Source organism: Amycolatopsis sp. lyj-90, assembly GCF_046549035.1.
Taxonomy (GTDB): domain Bacteria; phylum Actinomycetota; class Actinomycetes; order Mycobacteriales; family Pseudonocardiaceae; genus Amycolatopsis.
The window spans coordinates 216,834-234,385 of record NZ_JAJPWP010000015.1; the positions used below are offsets into that span (position 1 = coordinate 216,834).

The following is a 17,552-nucleotide window of genomic DNA, read 5'->3' on the forward strand; positions in this document are numbered from 1 at the left end:
AATTTGCAAGTAACGGGCCTTTCATAGCGTCTTCGGGACTTTGGAGCTAGCTGCTGAGCAGGGCTTCCACGAAAGCGCCCGGTTCGAACGGGGCCAGGTCGTCCGGCCCCTCGCCGAGGCCGACCAGCTTGACCGGCACCCCGAGTTCGCGCTGCACCTGGAAGACGATGCCGCCCTTCGCGGTGCCGTCCAGTTTGGTCAGGACGATGCCGGTGACGTCGATGACCTCCGAGAACACGCGGGCCTGCATCAGCCCGTTCTGCCCGGTGGTGGCGTCGAGCACCAGAAGCACCTCGTCGACCTTCGCCTGCTTCTCGACGACTCGCTTGACCTTGCCCAGCTCGTCCATCAGGCCGGTCTTGGTGTGCAGACGGCCGGCAGTGTCGATCAGGACGGCGTCCACGCCCGCCTCGGTGCCGCGTTTGACGGCGTCGAAGGCGACAGCCGCCGGGTCCGCGCCTTCCTTGCCTCGCACGACCTCCGCGCCCACTCGTTCGGCCCAGGTCTGCAGCTGGTCCGCCGCGGCGGCACGGAAGGTGTCGGCCGCGCCGAGCACGACGGTGCTCCCCTGCGCGACGAGCACCCGGGCGAGTTTGCCGGTGGTGGTCGTCTTGCCGGTGCCGTTGACCCCGGCGACCAGGACGACGGCGGGCTGCTTCGCCCCGTCGACGATGTGCGGCAACGCGCGGACGGCGCGGACCGCGTCGGTCGAGAGGGCGGCCGTCAGCACTTCCTGCAGGACCGTGCGCGCCTCCTCCGACGTCCGCACGGCGCGGCGCTTCAGTTCGTCACGGAGGCGCTCGACGATCTCGGTGGTCGTCGCGGCGCCCAGGTCCGCCATGAGCAGCGTGTCTTCGACGTCCTGCCACGAGTCCTCGTCCAGGTCGCCTGCCCCCAGGAGGCCGAGCAGGCTCTGCCCGAACACCGAACGGGACTTGCCCAGCCTGCCGCGCAGCCGCTCCAGGCGCCCGGTCGCCGGGGCGATCTCTTCCACCGGCGCGGGAGCGGCTTCCTCGGCCGGTTCGGGCAGTTCGACGTCGCGCACCGTGCGCTGCGCGGAATCCCTCGGCACCGCCGCGTCGTCCCCGACGGCGGGCTGGCCGTCCGTCTCGGGGCGGTCCTCGACCGGGTGCTCGGGTTCTTCGGTCTCTTCGGTCTTCTCACCACCGGGAGCCAGCGCGATCCCGCCGGTCGCGGTATAGCCGCCACCCTTCGGCTTCTGGCGCTCGACGGCCTCGGCAGCCTGGGATTCGTCCAGGCTGATCCGGCGGCGGCGCGCGATGAGCAGCCCGGTCACCAGTACGGCGACCAGTACCACGACGGCAACGACAACGATCCAGAACCAGGGGGTGCTCGACACGGCGCCAATCCTCGCATCCGCACACGGCCCGACGTAGACGCCCCACGGGAAGCAAGCCGATCTTGTCAAGCACCCACTGGATAGGACTCATTTCGGACAAGAAGAAACGGTGTCGCTTGCGCGGTCTCCGGCACGAGGGCTAGACCACTCCGAATGACGGTTTTCTCCGGCACTGGGGTCCGGATGATCGGACTCATCTCCGGCACTTCGATCGACGGGATCGACGTGGCGGCCGCCGAACTGCGCGCCGACGGGGACACCGTGGTGCTTTCCCCGCTCGGCCAGTTCGAGGTCCCTTATCCCGAAGCGCTTCGTGAAGCACTGCTCGGCGCCCTCCCGCCGAATCCCTGCAGCGCCGAACAACTGACGAAACTCGACACCTTGGTGGGGCAGGCGTTCGGCGAGGCGGCGGCACGCGGCATCGAGGAACTGGCCGGCGGCGAGGCCGACGTCGTCGCCTCACTCGGTCAGACGGTGTTCCACTGGGTCGAGGACGGCACCGCCCGCGGCACGCTGCAACTGGGGAACGCGGCGTGGATCGCCGAGCGCACCGGACTGCCGACGGTGGCCGACCTGCGCGTACGCGACGTCGCCGCGGGCGGGCACGGCGCACCGCTCGCCAGCACCCTGGACGCGTTGTGGCTCCGGGAAATGGCGGCCGCCGGACCGGTCGCGGCGCTCAACATCGGCGGTATCGCGAACATCACCGTCGTCCCCGCAAACAACGCTGACGACGCTGACGGGGACGTCCTCGCCTACGACACCGGCCCCGGCAACGCCCTGATGGACATCGCCGCGCACCGCGCCACCGGCAGGCGTGCCGACGTCGACGGAGCGCTCGCCATGCGGGGCAACGTCCGGCCCGATCTGCTGGCGAAGCTCCTGCTCGACCCGTACTACGCGGCCGCGCCGCCGAAGTCGACCGGCAAGGAACTGTTCCACGGCGAGTACCTCGACACCGCACTCGACGGGCTCCCGCCGATCGGCGCGGAAGACCTCTTGGCCACACTGACCGAACTGACCGCGGTGACGATCGCCGCGGAATGCCGTCGCCACACCGTCACCACGCTGATCGTCTCCGGCGGCGGCGCCGACAATCCGGCGCTGATGGCCTCGCTCGCCAGGAACCTGCCCGGCACGGCGGTGAAGACCAGCGACGACCACGGGCTGCCGCGCGCGGGCAAAGAGGCATACCTGACCATTCTGCTCGGCTGGCTGACCTGGTCCGGCGTCCCGGGGAACCTCCCGTCGGCGACCGGTGCCCGGGGCGGCCGGCTGCTCGGCAGCATCACCCCGGGCGCGGGCCCCCTGCGGCTCCCCGCCCCGCATACCTCAACCGTGACCCGCCTACGGGTGGCGGCGACGACCGGCGAGCGATAGGAGATACGGATGCGCGCACTTGACCTCGCGATCATCGGGCTTTTTCTGGTCGGCATGCCCCTGCTGGGCGTCTGGATCGGCGGTAAACAGAAATCCGGCTCGGACTACTTCGTCGGCGAAGGCAAGATCTCCTGGTGGGTGGCCTGCCTTTCGGTGGTCTCCGCGGAGACTTCCACCCTCACCGTGCTTTCCGTGCCGACGGTGGCCTACATCGCCGCCCCCGGCGACGGCGGGATGACGTACCTCGCACTGGCGATCGGCTACATCGCGGGCCGGATCGTGGTGTCGATGGTGCTGTTGCCGCGCTACGTGGCGGGCAACCTGGTCACCGCGTACGCCTTCCTGGGCAAACGGTTCGGCAGCGGACTGCAGGGCACCGCGTCGGTGACCTTCCTGCTCACCCGCACACTGGCCGACGGCATCCGGCTGTTCGCCACCGCGATCCCGATCAAGGTGGTGATGGCGGCCTACGGCCTGACCGTCTCGTACTGGACCATCGTGATCGGGCTCGGGATCGCCATGGTGCTCTACAGCTTCTTCGGCGGGGTCCGCGCGGTCGTCTGGGTCGACGCGATCCAGATGCTCTGGTACATCCTCGGCGCGGTCGTGGTGATCTGGGCGATCTCCAGCAGGCTGCCCGACGGCTGGTTCGGCAAGGCCGTCGACGCCAACAAGTTCCAGATCTTCGACTTCTCCTCGAACATGCTCACCGGGCAGTACGCGTTCTTCACCGCGGTGATCGGCGGCGCGGTGCTCTCGATGGCCTCGCACGGCTCGGACCAGCTGATCGTGCAACGCCTGCAGTCCACCAACGACCTGCGCGCCGCGCGGAAGGCCTTGGTCGCCAGCGGTTTCGTGGTGTTCATCCAGTTCGCGCTGTTCCTGTTCATCGGCGTGCTGCTGTGGGCGCTGTACAACGGCCTGAACCCGACCAAGCCGAAGCCGGAGGGCCTCGGGCTGGCCAACAAGGACGAACTGTTCGCGAACTTCATCGTCAACGATCTGCCGAGCGGGCTGTCGGGCTTCGTGATCGCCGGGATCCTCGCCGCCGCACTGAGTTCGTCGCTCGGCGCGCTGGCCTCGTCCACGGTGACCGACGTCTACGAACGGGTGATCGGCAGGCAGCTGCCCGAAGCCGACAGGCTGCGGCACGGCCGGATCTGGACGATCGTCTGGGCGGGCGCGCTGATCCTGTGCGCGGGTTTCTTCGCCTCCTCCAACAAGACCTCGGCCGATCCGATCGTGGTGCAGGCGCTCGGCATCACCGGCTACACCTACGGCGCGCTGCTCGGCGCGTTCCTCTTGGGCCTGTTGTTCAAGCGGGCCAGGCAGGTGGACGCGATCGTGGCGTTCGTGTCGACGGTGGTCGTGATGGCGTTCATCATCCTCGGCGTCAAGTTCAACAAGCCGGACGGCAGCCTGATCGGGGTCGACTTCAGCAAGGCGTCGGGGAACACGGTGGCGCTGGCCTGGCCCTGGTACACGCTGTGCGGAGTGGTGATCACGCTCGTGGTGGGCGGGTTGCTCTCGCTGCGGCACAGCAGCGCGGACCCGCTCGCCGAAGAGGACGTGAAGGAACCCTCTTCGGTTTAGGCCCCGGAATGCTATGAAAGGCCCGTTACTTGCAAATTTTGCAAGTAACGGGCCTTTCATCTCACCCGCTAGGCAGGAACCGGGTCCTCTTCCGAGGTACGGAGCCGCTGCGAGATCACCTTGGTGATGCCGTCGCCCTGCATCGAAACGCCGTACAGGGCGTCGGCGATCTCCATGGTCGGCTTCTGGTGGGTGATGATGATCAGCTGCGAAGAGTCCCGCAGCTGCTCCAGCAGCCCGATCAGCCGTCGCATGTTGGTGTCGTCGAGCGCGGCCTCGACCTCGTCCATGACGTAGAAGGGCGAAGGCCGGGCGCGGAAGATCGCCACCAGCATGCCGACGGCGACGAGCGACTTCTCGCCACCGGAGAGCAGCGAGAGCCGCTTGACCTTCTTGCCCGGCGGGCGCGCTTCGACGTCGACGCCGGTGGAGAGCAGGTCGTTGGGCTGCGTGAGCACCATGCGCCCCTCGCCGCCCGGGAACAGCACGCTGAACACGGTCTCGAACTCGCGCGCGACGTCCTCGTACGCCGACTCGAAGACCTCGAGGATCTTCTCGTCGACCTGCTTGATGACGGCTTCGAGGTCCTTGCGGGTGTCCTTGAGGTCTTCGAGCTGGGTCGAGAGGAACTTGTACCGCTCCTCCAGCGCCGCGAACTCTTCCAGCGCCAGCGGGTTGACCTTGCCCAGCAGGCTGAGGTCCTTCTCCGCGCGCTTCGCCCGGCGGGCCTGGGTGTCACGGTCGAACGGCATCGGCGGCGGCTGGGTGACGTCTTCGCCGCGTTCCTTGGCGGCCTCGTACTCGGCCATCTCCCCCGCGCTCGGCGGCACGGGGATGTCCGGGCCGTACTCGGAGACGAGGTCCTCGAGGCCGATGCCGAAGTCCTCGGCGATCTTGGTCTCGAGCTGTTCCAGGCGCAACCGCTGCTCGGCGCGCAGCACCTCGTCGCGGTGCACGGCGTCGGTGAGCTTCTCCAGTTCGCCGGTCAGCTCGCGGACCTTGCTGCGGACCTGGGTCAGCGCGGTCTCCCGCGACTGCCGCTGTGCCTGCGCCTCGTCCCGCTCGTGGGCGGCGCGCTGCACGGAGACCTCGATGCGCTCCAGCGCGATCTCGCCGCCGTTGACCACCGCGTTGGCGATCTCGGCGCCGCGTTTCCTGGCCGCCCTGGACTTTTCGGCGCGTTCACGGGCCTGCCGCTCGGCGTGCGCGGCACGGCGGAGCGATTCGGCCTTGCCCTGGATGCTCCGCGCGCGCTCCTCTGCGGTGCGCAGCGCGAGCCGGGACTCCATCTCCTCCTGGCGGACCGTGCCGAGGTCTTCGGCGGCCTGATCGCGCTCGGCGGTGTCCGGATCCTCGTCGATCTCCTGGTCGGCGACGGCGGCCAGCCGCTCTTCGAGTTCGGCGAGCTGCCGCAGCGCCTCTTCGCGGCTCTGCTCGACCTTGGCGCGCTGGTTGCTCAGCCGGTCCATCTCGGCCTGCGCGGCACGCGCGGCCTGCTGCATCCGGTTCAAGCGCTCGGACGAGCGGGCCTTGCGGACCTTCGCGTCCCCGAGCGCGTCCTTGGCCCTGCCGACCTCTTCGCGCCGGGCCTGCTGTCCGGCGCGGGCGCCTTCGAGTTCCGCGGCTGCGCGTTCCAGCGCGCGTTCGGCGGCGTGCAGCCGGTCGCCCGCCTCGTCGACGGCGGCCTGGACTTCGATGACGCTCTCACTGCGCGCGGAACCACCGACAGCCCAGCGGGCGCCGAAGACATCGCCCTCGGGCGTGACCGTGCTGACCTCGGGATACACCTCGACGAGCCGCCGCGCGGACTCCAGACCGTCCACAATGGCCACCCGGTCGAGCGCGTGCTCGACGGCGGAGCGCAGCGCGGGCGGCGCCGAAACCACTTCGCGTGCCCAGCGCGCGCCCTGGGGCAGCGACGGCCAACCGCTGGTGTCCACAACGGACTCGAGCCCGCCGAGCAGAATGCCCGCGCGACCGGAGTCGTTGTCCTTCAAGAACTTCAACGCGGCGAGCGCGTCGGCGCCGCCGTTGACCGCGACCGCGTCGGCGACCGGGCCGAGCGCCGCGGCCAGCGCGACCTCGTGGCCCGCTTCGACGGTGAGCAGCGCGGCCACCGAGCCGAGCAGCCCCGGCAGTTCGTGCTGCGCGCCGAGCAGCGCCCCGGCGCCGTCCTTGCGGCGCAAGCCCATCGACAGCGCCTCGACGCGGGCCTTCTCCGACGCGATCTCGCGCTCGGCGGTCCGCTCGGCCTTGACCAGTTCCTCGACCCGCGCCTTCGCGGCGTTGTTGGCCTCCACCGTGCGGTCGTGGTGGGCCTGGAGGTCGACGTCGTCGGATTCCTCGACGCCGCCCTCGGCCTTGGCTTCTTCGAGTTCCTCGACGGCGATCTCCGCGCGCTCGGCGGCCTCTTCGAGCGACACGGTGAGCCTGTCGATCTCGTCGGAGGTGGCGCCGTTCTTGCTGCGCAGCGCCTCGACCTGCCCGGCGAGCTTCGCCAGCCCTTCCCGCCTGTCGGCGATGGCGCGGACGGCGGCCATGTGCGCGCGCTCGGCGGCCTGGACGAGGTGTTCGAGCTGCTCACGCTTCTGGACGGTCTCCGAAAGCACCATGCGTGCCTCGGCGACGGCCTCGTTGAGCTCCTGCTCCTGCTCGGCGACGTGCTCGGCCTCGGCGAGCAGTTCGTCGGGGTCGCGGCCGGTGCTCGCCTGCTGCACGTCGGACGACAGGTGCCGCTGACGCTCCAGCGCGAGCCGCACGGTGCCGCGCAACCGCTCGGTCAGCGCGGAAAGCTTGTACCAAGTCTCCTGGGCCGCGGCCAGGCGCGGCGCGTCCTCGGCGAGCGAGGCCTCGAGTTCGGCTTCCTCGGCGGCGACGATCTCCAGCGCCTGCTCGACCTCGGTCCGGCGCTGACGGGCGACCCGCTCGTCGGCCTCTTCCTTCGCGAGGCCCGAGCGCTGGGTGACCAGGTCGTGGGCGAACAGCCGCAGCCGGGCGTCGCGCAGTTCGGACTGCACCCACTGCGCCTTGCGGGCGATCTCGGCCTGTTTGCCCAGCGGTTTGAGCTGGCGGCGGAGCTCGGTGGTGAGGTCGCCGAGCCGGTCGAGGTTGCCCTGCATGTTCGCGAGCTTGCGCAGGGTCTGTTCCTTGCGCTTGCGGTGCTTGAGGACGCCGGCGGCCTCTTCGATGAAGGCGCGGCGCTCCTCGGGCTTGGATTCGAGGATCGCCGAAAGCTGCCCCTGCCCGACGATGACGTGCATCTCGCGGCCGATACCGGAGTCCGACAGCAGCTCTTGGACGTCCATCAGACGGCAGCGGTCGCCGTTGATCTCGTACTCGCTCGCGCCGTCGCGGAACATCCGGCGGGTGATCGAGACCTCGGAGTACTCGATGGGCAGCGCGCCGTCGGCGTTGTCGATGGTGAGCGTGACCTCGGCGCGCCCGAGCGGGGCGCGGCCGGCGGTCCCGGCGAAGATGACGTCCTCCATCTTGCCGCCGCGCAGGTCCTTCGCGCCCTGGGTGCCCATGACCCAGCGGAGCGCGTCGAGGACGTTCGACTTGCCGGAGCCGTTCGGCCCGACCACACAGGTGATGCCCGGCTCGAAACGCAACGTCGTCGCCGAGGCGAAGGACTTGAAGCCCTTGAGCGTCAGGCTCTTCAGGTGCACGTCGTGCTGACCCCTCTAGGCTGCGGGAACCGGTCGTTCAATCGGGCCAGGCTACCTGTGCGCTCAGGGTGATCGTGGGACGCGGGGGCTTCAGCGCTCCACGAACCCGCGGATCCCGCTTTTCGCCGGCGACCAGCGCTCAACGACGCGATCCACACTACCGGGTGATTCTCCCGACCGTAGAGCGATCAAAAGCCGCTCACAGTGTTCACGGACACCCTCCGCTACCACCTCGACACGGCCGTCGGCCAGATTGCCCGCGCTGCCCACCAGCCCCAGCTCAAGCGCCCGGCTGCGGGTCCACCAGCGGAAACCGACACCCTGGACCCGGCCGTGCACCCACGCTGTCAGCCTGATGTGCGTTTCTTCCTCACTCACGATCCCTATCGTGCACCATCCGAATGAACGCGGAGGGTGAACACAACGTTCGCCGTCGTTCGCAGACGGTGAGGCGGCGGTGATAATCTCCGCGCCGGGTCCCCACTTTGGGCTACCTCGCCCGGGTAGCCGGAGACGGCGCGCTGTTTCTCTCATCAGCCGTTTCAACTCCCCGAAGTCCCCCATCCGAGGAGCCAGCACATGCCCCGTCCCGACGGGTCTGATTCGAGCGCACGCGTGTCCGTGGCACCCCCGCGCGGCGCCACCGGCAAGCTCAACCGCGCCGGCTACGCCGTACTCGGCGTCAGCGGCCTCGTGGTGGCGACGGCCTTCGCCGCGATCGCCGAACTGGCGGGCCCCGGCGTCTCGGCCACCGCGGGCGGCACCGGCGTCCCCGGCGGGCAGGGCACGCCCGCCGGTGTGCAGCTGGTCCCGGGCAACGCCGTCCCCGGCGGCCCGATGACCGTCAGCGGCTCGCCGGTCCCCGGCGCGGCCTCCAGCTCCACCCCGCCGCCGACCACGGTGACGTCGGTCGGCCCGGACGGCAAGGAGACGACCAGCGTCGTCACCCCGCCCCCGGTGGTGCCGCCGAACCCGAACCCGGGCGGCGGCGAGCCACCGCACACCGTACTGCCACCGACGACGCCTCCCACCAAGCCGCCGACGACGAAGCCGACGACGCCGGGGACGACTCCGAACACGTCGACCACCCCGCCGACAACGCCGCCCACCACGACCACCACGGGCGAAAGCCCGCCCGGCGGCGGTTCCAGCACGAGCGGCGCCCCGAGCGAGTCGACCTCGGGCCGGTCCAGTACCTCCGGTACCGACACGTCCACGAGCGCGGCTCGGTAGGCCTCACCACACGCTATGAAAGGCCCGTTACTTGCAAATTTTGCAAGTAACGGGCCTTTCATAGCATCCGGGACCGGACGAAAACCGCGCTCACATCTCGAACCGGTACCCCATCCCCGGTTCCGTCAGCAGGTGCCGCGGCCGCGAGGGTTCCGGTTCCAGCTTCCGCCGCAGCTGCGCCAGGTACACCCGCAGGTAGTGCGACTCGGTCTCGTACGAAGGACCCCACACCTCGTGCAGCAGCTGCTTCTGCGCCACCAGCCGTCCCCGGTTGCGCACCAGCAGTTCCAGCACGCCCCATTCGGTTTTGGTGAGGTGCACTTCCTTGCCGTCGCGGCGCACCTTCTTGGCCGCCAGGTCGATGCGGAACGATCCCGTGTCCACCACCGCGTCCGCACCGTCCACACTGGACGCCGCCGAACGCCGCACCGCCGCGCGCAGGCGCGCCAGGAGCTCGTCCATGCCGAAGGGTTTGGTGACGTAGTCGTCGGCGCCGGCGTCGAGGGCCTGCACCTTGTCGGCCGAATCGCCGCGCGCGGACAGCACGATGATCGGCACCGTCGTCCAGCCGCGGAGCCCGGCGATCACTTCGGTGCCGTCGAGATCGGGCAGGCCGAGGTCGAGCACGACGACGTCGGGTTTGGTCTCGGCGACGGCCTTCAGCGCGGCCGTCCCGTCGTGCGCGGTGATCACCTTGTAGCCGCGGGCCGACAGGTTGATCCGCAGGGCTCGCACGATCTGCGGTTCGTCGTCGACGACCAGAACGGTCGCCGACGCGGTTTCTGCGTTCATCGCACCCGTTCCCCCTCTTCGTTGTCGAGAGCCTCGTCGTCGAAAGCGAGGAGGTTCTTTTCGGGATCCTGACCAACATATGCGGGCAGCGAGATGACGACGGTGAGCCCGCCGCCGGGCGTGTCCTCCGCCCGGATCCGCCCGCCCATCGCCTCGGTGAACCCCTTGGCGACCGACAGCCCCAGTCCCACGCCGGGCACGTTGTCCCGGTCTCCCCCGAGCCGTTGGAAGGGCGCGAAAGCCGAGTCCGCGGTGCCCTTCTTGAGCCCCTTGCCGTGGTCGATGATGCGCAGTTCGACGTGCTCCGAATGCGTGCTGGCGCGCGCGGCCACCGGTTCGCCGGAGACGCCGTGCCGCAGCGCGTTGTCGATCACGTTCGCCACCACCCGTTCCAGCAGGCCGGGATCGGCGCAGACCGACGGCAGCCGCGCGTCGATCGCGACCACGACCGAATCCGAGTTGTCCACATTGGACAGGGCGTGCGAGACGACCTCGTCGAAGCCGACCGGGCGCAGATGCGGGCGGACCGCGCCGGTCGCCAGCCGGGAGGAGTCGAGCAGGTTGTCGATCAGCCCGGCGAGCCGGTCCGCCGACTCCTCGATCGCTTCCAGCAGTTCGTCCGTGTCCTCTTCGGACAGTGAGATGTCGGTCGCGCGCAGGCTGCCGATGGACGCCTTGATGGACGTCAGCGGCGTGCGGAGGTCGTGTCCCACGGCCGACAGCAACGCCGTGCGCAGTTCGGTCGCCTCGGCCTTGCGTTCGGCGCGGACGGCCGCCTTCGCCGTCCGCTGCTGCCGCAGCGCGAGCAGCGCCTGCCCGGCGACGGCTTCCAGCACTCCCCGGTCCGAAGCGGGCAGCGCGCGTCCCCGCAGCGTCAGGTGGACGTCGGCGGTGACCGCGATGTCGGCGTCGGCCTGATCCGGGTCGGCGCAGGGATCCGTGCCGGCGCTCGCCACCCGTTTCCACTTCCCGTCCCGCTTTTCCAGCAGGGTCACCGAAGTCATCCCGAAGTTCTCGCGGACCTTCTCCAGCAGCCGCTCGATCGGGTTGGTGTGGGTGAGCACGGTGCGCGCGTAGGAGGCGAGCAGCGCCGCCTCGGTCCGCGCCCGCGCGGCCTGGGTGGCCCGCCTCGCGGCGGTGTCGACGACGGCCGCGACGAGGATCGCCACCAGCACCATCGCGACCAGGGTGATCACGTTGCGCGGTTCGTGGACGGTCAGGTTGTACAGCGGCGGTGTGAAGAAGAAGTTCAGCAGCCCGGCCGAGAGCACCGCCGCCAGCAGCGCGGGACCGAGCCCGCCCACCAGCGCGACCAGCACCGTCGCGAGCACGTAGTCGACCACGTCGGTGGAGAAGTCCAGCTGGTCCCGCAGCAGCACCCCGAGCAGGGTCGCCAGTGCCGGGAGCACCAGCGCGAGCGCCCAGCCCGACAGCCGTCGCGACGGTGTCAGCGGGCTTCGGGTGAACCGGGCGCGCAACCGTCCGCCCGCCTGGGCGTGCGTGACCATGTGGACGTCGATCGGCCCGGACCGCTGGACCACGGCCGCGCCGATGCCCTCGTCGAACAGCCTCGCCACCCGCGAACGCCGTGACGTGCCCACGACCAGCTGGGTCGCGTTCACCCCCTGCGCGAAGTCGAGCAGCGCCGTCGGCACGTCGTCGCCGACGACGGTGTGGAAGGTCGCGCCGACCTCTTCGGTCAGCTTCCGGTACTTGCCGACCGCCGTCGGCCCCATCCCGGCCAGCCCGTCCCCGCGCAGGATGTGCAGCACCTGCAGTTCGGCGCCCGCGCGGTTCGCGATCCGGCTCGCGCGGCGGATCAGCGTCTCGCTCTCCGGGCCGCCGGTGATGGACACGACCACCCGTTCGCGTGCTTCCCACGTGTCGGTGATCTTCTGCTCGGCCCGGTATCGCTGGAGGGCGACGTCGACCTGGTCGGCGACCCACAGCAACGCGAGCTCCCGCAGGGCGGTGAGGTTGCCGGGGCGGAAGTAGTTGCCCAGCGCCGCGTCGATCCGCTCGGCGGGGTAGACGTTGCCGTGCGCGAGGCGCCGCCGCAGCGCCTCGGGCGTGATGTCGACCAGCTCCAGCTGCTCGGCCCGCCGCACGACCTCGTCGGGCACCGTCTCCTGCTGGGTGACGCCGGTGATCCGCTCGACGACGTCGTTGAGGCTCTGCAGGTGCTGTACGTTCACCGTGGAGAGGACGTCGATCCCGGCGGCGAGCAGTTCGTCGATGTCCTGCCAGCGCTTCTCGTTGCGTGAACCCGGCACGTTGGTGTGCGCGAGTTCGTCCACGACGGCGACCTCGGGCGCGCGGGCGAGCAGCGCGTCGAGGTCCATCTCCTCGAACTCGTGGTCCCGGTGCTCGGACCGGCGGCGAGGCACGGTCTCGAGCCCCTCGACGAGTTCCGCGGTCTTCTTGCGCCCGTGGGCCTCGACCAGGCCGATGACCACGTCGGTGCCCCGGTCGAGGCGGCGTCGCGCCTCGCCGAGCATCGCGAAGGTCTTGCCGACGCCCGGGGCGGCGCCGAGGTAGATCCTCAGCTCGCCCCGGCGCGGCTTGGTCGTGTTCTCGTCCACGTCTGTCAGTGTGCTCCTCCGGCCGCGTCGCGCACGGCCAAGTTGACCTTCAGCACAGTGACCCCCGGCGCACCGATCCCGGCGCCGCTCGTGTTCTCCGCCACGAGCTGCCGGACCTTCTCCTCGGAGAGGCCGGTGTTCCGCGCCACACGGGCGACCTGCAGGTCCGCGTAGGCGACGCTGATCGCCGGATCCATCCCCGATCCCGACGTCGTCACTGCGTCGGCGGGCACCTGCGACTCCTGGACCCCCTCGCGGGCGGCGATGAGCTTCTTGCGTTCCCCGATCGCGGCGACCAGGTCCTCGTTGTACGGGCCCTTGTTCGACGCGCCGGACGACGACGGGTCGCCGGGGCCGAGGGCGTCCTTCGAGCCCGCCGACGGCCGGTTGTGGAACCAGGGGTCCTTGGCCGGGTCGGCCGCGACCGGGTCGACGCCGATCAGGGACGAGCCGACGGCCTGCCCGTTCTGGGTGATGATCGAGCCTTCGGCGTTGCCTTGGAGGCCGGGGATCCGGGAGACCGCCCACACTCCCAACGGGTAGACGACGCCCAGCAGGACCGTGAAGACGAGCAGGACACGCAGCCCGGCGAGGGTCTGCTTCAACAGTGCGTTCATGGGATTACCCGATTCCAGGGATGAGACGGACGAGCAGGTCGATCAGCCAGATCCCGAGGAACGGGCTGACGATGCCGCCGAGGCCGTAGACCAGCAGGTTCCGGCGCAGCAGCGCCGAAGCCGAGGACGGCTTGTACCGGACGCCGCGCAGCGCGAGCGGGATCAGCCCGACGATGATCAGGGCGTTGAAGATGACCGCCGACAGGATCGCCGACTTCGGCGTCGCGAGCTGCATGACGTTGAGCGCGCCGAGCTGGGCGAAGATGCCGGTGAACATCGCGGGCAGGATGGCGAAGTACTTCGCGAGGTCGTTGGCGACGCTGAACGTGGTCAGCGCGCCGCGGGTGATCAGCAGCTGCTTGCCGATCTCCACGATCTCGATCAGCTTCGTCGGGTCGGAGTCGAGGTCCACCATGTTCCCCGCCTCCTTGGCGGCGGAGGTCCCGGTGTTCATCGCGACGCCGACGTCGGACTGCGCCAGCGCGGGCGCGTCGTTGGTGCCGTCACCGGTCATCGCGACCAGCCGCCCGCCCTCCTGCTCCTTCTTGATCAGCGCCATCTTGTCTTCGGGCTTGGCCTCGGCGAGGTAGTCGTCGACACCCGCGTCCTGCGCGATGGCCTTGGCGGTCAGCGGGTTGTCCCCGGTGATCATCACGGTCTTGATGCCCATCGCGCGGAGCTGGACGAACCGCTCCTTCATCCCGGGTTTGACCACATCGGACAGCCGGATCACGCCGCGCACGAACGCTTTCGCGCCGTCGTACTCCGCGACCACCAGCGGGGTCCCGCCCTGCTGGCTGATCTCGTCGACGACCCGTTCGGTCTCGTCCGGCATGTCGCCGCCGCGTTCGCGGACCCACGCCCGGACGGAGGCGGTGGCCCCCTTGCGGACCTGACGCTCACCGATGTCGATACCGCTCATCCGCGTCTGCGCGGTGAACTCGACGAAGTCCGCGAGCTTCTCGTCGTCGGACGCCGTCTCCGGGAGCCCGTGCTCCCTCGCGACGAGTTCGACGATGCTGCGGCCCTCCGGCGTGCCGTCGGCGAGACTGGACAGCCTCGCCGCCTTGGCGATGTCGTCCGGAGTGGACGTTCCGACCGGGACCAGCTCGGTGGCCTTGCGGTTGCCGAAGGTGATCGTGCCGGTCTTGTCCAGCAGCAGCGTCGAGACGTCGCCGGCGGCCTCGACCGCGCGGCCGCTCGTCGCGAGCACGTTGCGCTGTACCAGCCTGTCCATCCCCGCGATGCCGATCGCGGACAGCAGCGCGCCGATCGTGGTCGGGATCAGGCAGACCAGCAACGCGGTCAGGACGATCACGGACTGCTGGCTGCCGGAGTAGCCCGCCATCGGCTGCAGCGCCACGACGGCGAGCAGGAAGATGATCGTGAGCGTCGAGAGCAGGATCGTCAGCGCGATCTCGTTCGGCGTCTTCTGCCGGGAAGCGCCTTCCACCAAGGCGATCATGCGGTCCACAAAGGACTCGCCGGGTTTGGTGGTGATCTTCACGACGACGCGGTCCGAGAGCACCGTGGTGCCGCCGGTGACCGCGCACCGGTCGCCGCCCGATTCGCGGATGACCGGGGCCGATTCGCCGGTGATGGCCGATTCGTCGACGGTCGCGATGCCCTCGACGACGTCGCCGTCACCCGGGATGACCTGACCGGCCTCGACGACCACGAGGTCGCCGACGCGCAGGTCGGCACCCGGCACGTTCTCCTCGTCGCCGTCCTCGGTGAGGCGGCGCGCGATGGTCTCCTTCTTGCTGCGCCGCAGGGTTTCCGCCTGCGCCTTGCCCCGGCCCTCCGCGACGGCCTCGGCGAGGTTCGCGAACAGGACGGTGAACCACAGCCAGATCGTGATGAGGATGGTGAACACGCTCGGGTCGGTGACGGCGAAGACCGTCGTCAGCGCCGAGCCGATCCACACCACGAACATGACCGGGTTGGCCAGCTGGTGCTTGGGGTTCAGCTTGCGCAACGCCTCCGGGAGTGAGGTCAGGAGTTGCCGGGGGCTGAAGATCCCGACACCGACCCGGCCGCTGTTCTCCGCGTGGTGCTGGGAAGTCTCCTCGGGAGTGCGTTCCTGTGTCATGGTCATGCGAGTGCCTCTGCGATGGGCCCGAGCGCGAGCGCCGGGATGAAGGTGAGGGCCGCGACGAGCACGATCGTGCCCGCGAGCATCGTGCCGAAGAGCGGTCCGGTGGTGGGCAACGTGCCCGCGGTCTCCGGGACCTTCCGTTGCGAGGCAAGGGATCCGGCCAGGCACAGCACGGCGATGATCGGGATGAACCGGCCGAGCAGCATCGCCACCGACAGCGAGGACTGGAACCAGTCGTTCGTCACGGTGAGCCCGCCGAACGCGCTGCCGTTGTTGTTGCCCGCCGACGCGTAGGCATACAGGACCTCGGAGAGGCCGTGCGCGCCCGAGTTCGTCATGGCGGCCGGGGTGTCGGCCAGCGTGAGCGCGATACCGGAGCCGAGCAGGACCACGGTCGGCATCGCCAGCATGGCGACGGCCGCGCAGGTGACCTCGCGTTTGCCGAGCTTCTTGCCCAGGTACTCCGGGGTCCGGCCGACCATCAGCCCGGCGAGGAACATCGCGATCACGGCCATCACCAGGATGCCGTAAAGACCGGTGCCCACCCCGCCCGGCGAGATCTCGCCCAGCAGCATGTTGAGCAGGACCCCGCCGCCGCCGAGCCCGCTGTAGCTGTCGTGCGCGCCGTTGACCGCGCCGGTCGACGTGCCGGTGGTCGCGGTGGCGAACAGCGAGCTCAGGCCGATGCCGAACCGCTGTTCCTTGCCTTCCAGGTTCGCCCCGGCGGCCAAGGACGCGGGACCGCTCGCGTGGGCTTCGGACAGCCAGGTCACCGTGAGCATCGCGGTGAACAGCGTGGCCATCACCGAGAGCAGGACGTAGCCCTGTTTGGTGTTGCCGACGAGCTTGCCGAACGTCCGGGTCAGCGAGACCGGGATGACCAGGATCAGGAAGATCTCGATCAGGTTGGTCCAGGCGTTGGGGTTCTCGAACGGGTGGGCGGAGTTGGCGTTGAAGATGCCGCCGCCGTTGGTGCCGAGTTCCTTGATGGCTTCCTGACTCGCGGCGGGCGCCAAGGCGATCTTGCTGGTGCTACCGTCGGGGTTGAGGACGTCGACACCGCTCTTGAGGCTCTGGACGACGCCGAGCGCGATCAGTGCGATCGCGGCCACGAACGCGATCGGCAGCAGGATCCGGACCGTGCCGCGGGTCAGGTCCACCCAGAAGTTGCCGAGGCGGTCGGTCTTCGCGCGGACGAACCCGCGGACGACCGCGACGGCGACCGAAAGGCCCACGGCGGCGGACAGGAAGTTCTGCACGGTCAGCCCGGCCATCTGGACGAAGTGACCCATGGTCGCTTCGGGGCTGTAGGACTGCCAGTTCGTGTTGGTCACGAAGCTGACGGCGGTGTTGAAGGCGACCGCCGGCGAGACCGGTTCCTTGCCGAGGCTCCACGGCAGGATCGACTGCAACCGCTGAAGCAGGTACAGGAAGACGACGGAGACGAACGAGAAGCCGATCACGGCCGACGCGTAGGTCTTCCAGTGCTGTTCCGATCCGGGGTTCACCCGGAAGAGGCGGTACAGGCCGCGTTCGGCCTTGGTGTGCTTCTCGATCGAAGACACAGTGAAGACGCGCGCCATGTAATCGCCGAGTGGCCGGTAGGCCACCGCGAGCGCGACGAGGAGGAGGCCGGCCTGCAAGAGGCCGGCCATGACGTCTGACATCAGAATTTCTCCGGCCTGACCAGTGCGATGAACAAATAGACGATCAGCCCCAGCGCCAGCAGTCCGCCGACGACGTTGGCCACGGTTCCCGTGCCGGTCACAGCTTCTCCAGACCGCGCAGGGTCAGAGCGAGAACCACGAATACGCCGATCAGGAGCACGGCGTAGAGCAAGTCGGCCACTAGGCACCTCTCAGGACAGGTCACCCCATCGGTGACCAGGACCCCGCAACAGTGCGCTGGTTACGGGCCTTCGAGACCTCTGCCTGACGGCCTCTTGATGCCCCGATCGGGTGCCTTTACGACTTCTTGATGCCCGGTGACCTGTCCCACAGACGGTGACGCACTGCGGACGGAGCGTGCAATTCGGGCAGACAAGCCGGTCGATGCGTGTTACACCAGTGTTACGGATAGTTGTATGTGCTAACTAATCACCAGGAGGTAGCGATGTGCGGAATCGCAGGGTGGGTCTCCTTCGACACGGATCTGACTCAGCGCCGGGAGGTCGTCGACGCGATGACCGAGACCATGGCGTGCCGTGGTCCTGACGACTCGGGCACCTGG

At 69.4% G+C, this 17,552-nt stretch carries 12 protein-coding genes; 2 read left to right on the forward strand and 10 right to left on the reverse strand.

The window, feature by feature from the left end:
- Positions 1 to 46: 46 nt before the first annotated feature.
- Positions 47 to 1,360: a signal recognition particle-docking protein FtsY gene (gene ftsY / locus ACLJPX_RS41620; protein ID WP_410605684.1), complete on the reverse strand. Its 1,314-nt coding sequence runs from the start codon at positions 1,358 to 1,360 to the stop codon at positions 47 to 49.
- A gap of 183 nt (positions 1,361 to 1,543) precedes the next feature.
- Here ftsY and ACLJPX_RS41625 point away from each other — a divergent pair, with 183 nt between their 5' ends.
- Positions 1,544 to 2,740, forward strand: coding sequence for an anhydro-N-acetylmuramic acid kinase (locus tag ACLJPX_RS41625; protein ID WP_410605685.1), 1,197 nt, complete (start codon positions 1,544 to 1,546; stop codon positions 2,738 to 2,740).
- A gap of 9 nt (positions 2,741 to 2,749) precedes the next feature.
- Positions 2,750 to 4,333 carry a sodium:solute symporter gene (locus ACLJPX_RS41630; RefSeq protein WP_410605686.1) on the forward strand — a complete coding sequence of 528 codons (1,584 nt, stop codon included), beginning with the start codon at positions 2,750 to 2,752 and terminating at the stop codon, positions 4,331 to 4,333.
- Between the two features lie 68 nt (positions 4,334 to 4,401).
- Here the strand turns inward: ACLJPX_RS41630 and smc are convergent, their stop codons facing one another.
- The 9 genes from smc to kdpF form a co-directional block, all read right to left on the reverse strand.
- Positions 4,402 to 8,001 carry a chromosome segregation protein SMC gene (gene smc, locus ACLJPX_RS41635; RefSeq protein WP_410605687.1) on the reverse strand — a complete coding sequence of 1,200 codons (3,600 nt, stop codon included), beginning with the start codon at positions 7,999 to 8,001 and terminating at the stop codon, positions 4,402 to 4,404.
- 90 nt (positions 8,002 to 8,091) lie between these two features.
- Entirely contained in the window at positions 8,092 to 8,379 is a 288-nt protein-coding gene (locus ACLJPX_RS41640; protein WP_410605688.1) for an acylphosphatase, read from the reverse strand.
- 287 nt (positions 8,380 to 8,666) lie between these two features.
- On the reverse strand, positions 8,667 to 9,212 hold the full coding sequence (locus ACLJPX_RS41645; protein ID WP_410605689.1) for a hypothetical protein: 546 nt from the start codon (positions 9,210 to 9,212) through the stop codon (positions 8,667 to 8,669).
- 112 nt (positions 9,213 to 9,324) lie between these two features.
- Entirely contained in the window at positions 9,325 to 10,026 is a 702-nt protein-coding gene (locus tag ACLJPX_RS41650; RefSeq protein ID WP_101609698.1) for a response regulator, read from the reverse strand.
- Positions 10,023 to 12,608, reverse strand: coding sequence for a DUF4118 domain-containing protein (locus ACLJPX_RS41655; protein WP_410605690.1), 2,586 nt, complete (start codon positions 12,606 to 12,608; stop codon positions 10,023 to 10,025). The genes ACLJPX_RS41650 and ACLJPX_RS41655 overlap by 4 nt, the downstream gene beginning before the upstream one ends.
- 5 nt (positions 12,609 to 12,613) lie before the next feature.
- Complete coding sequence (locus ACLJPX_RS41660; protein ID WP_410605691.1) at positions 12,614 to 13,225, reverse strand: potassium-transporting ATPase subunit C; 612 nt, start codon at positions 13,223 to 13,225, stop codon at positions 12,614 to 12,616.
- Between the two features lie 4 nt (positions 13,226 to 13,229).
- Positions 13,230 to 15,323: a potassium-transporting ATPase subunit KdpB gene (kdpB, locus tag ACLJPX_RS41665; protein ID WP_410605692.1), complete on the reverse strand. Its 2,094-nt coding sequence runs from the start codon at positions 15,321 to 15,323 to the stop codon at positions 13,230 to 13,232.
- Complete coding sequence (gene kdpA, locus ACLJPX_RS41670) at positions 15,320 to 16,990, reverse strand: potassium-transporting ATPase subunit KdpA (RefSeq protein WP_410605693.1); 1,671 nt, start codon at positions 16,988 to 16,990, stop codon at positions 15,320 to 15,322. The genes kdpB and kdpA overlap by 4 nt, the downstream gene beginning before the upstream one ends.
- Positions 16,990 to 17,091 carry a K(+)-transporting ATPase subunit F gene (kdpF, locus tag ACLJPX_RS41675; RefSeq protein ID WP_020630647.1) on the reverse strand — a complete coding sequence of 34 codons (102 nt, stop codon included), beginning with the start codon at positions 17,089 to 17,091 and terminating at the stop codon, positions 16,990 to 16,992. Before kdpF ends, kdpA begins: the two co-directional genes overlap by 1 nt.
- Positions 17,092 to 17,552: the final 461 nt, after the last annotated feature.

Excerpts from the sequence above, each read along its gene's own strand:
- kdpA (WP_410605693.1), bottom strand. The coding sequence starts at position 16,990 with ATGTCAGACGTCATGGCCGGCCTCTTGCAGGCCGGCCTCCTCCTCGTC.
- ACLJPX_RS41625 (WP_410605685.1), top strand. The coding sequence starts at position 1,544 with ATGATCGGACTCATCTCCGGCACTTCGATCGACGGGATCGACGTGGCG.
- ACLJPX_RS41650 (WP_101609698.1), bottom strand. The coding sequence starts at position 10,026 with ATGAACGCAGAAACCGCGTCGGCGACCGTTCTGGTCGTCGACGACGAA.
- kdpB (WP_410605692.1), bottom strand. The coding sequence starts at position 15,323 with ATGACCATGACACAGGAACGCACTCCCGAGGAGACTTCCCAGCACCAC.
- ACLJPX_RS41630 (WP_410605686.1), top strand. The coding sequence starts at position 2,750 with ATGCGCGCACTTGACCTCGCGATCATCGGGCTTTTTCTGGTCGGCATG.
- ACLJPX_RS41660 (WP_410605691.1), bottom strand. The coding sequence starts at position 13,225 with ATGAACGCACTGTTGAAGCAGACCCTCGCCGGGCTGCGTGTCCTGCTC.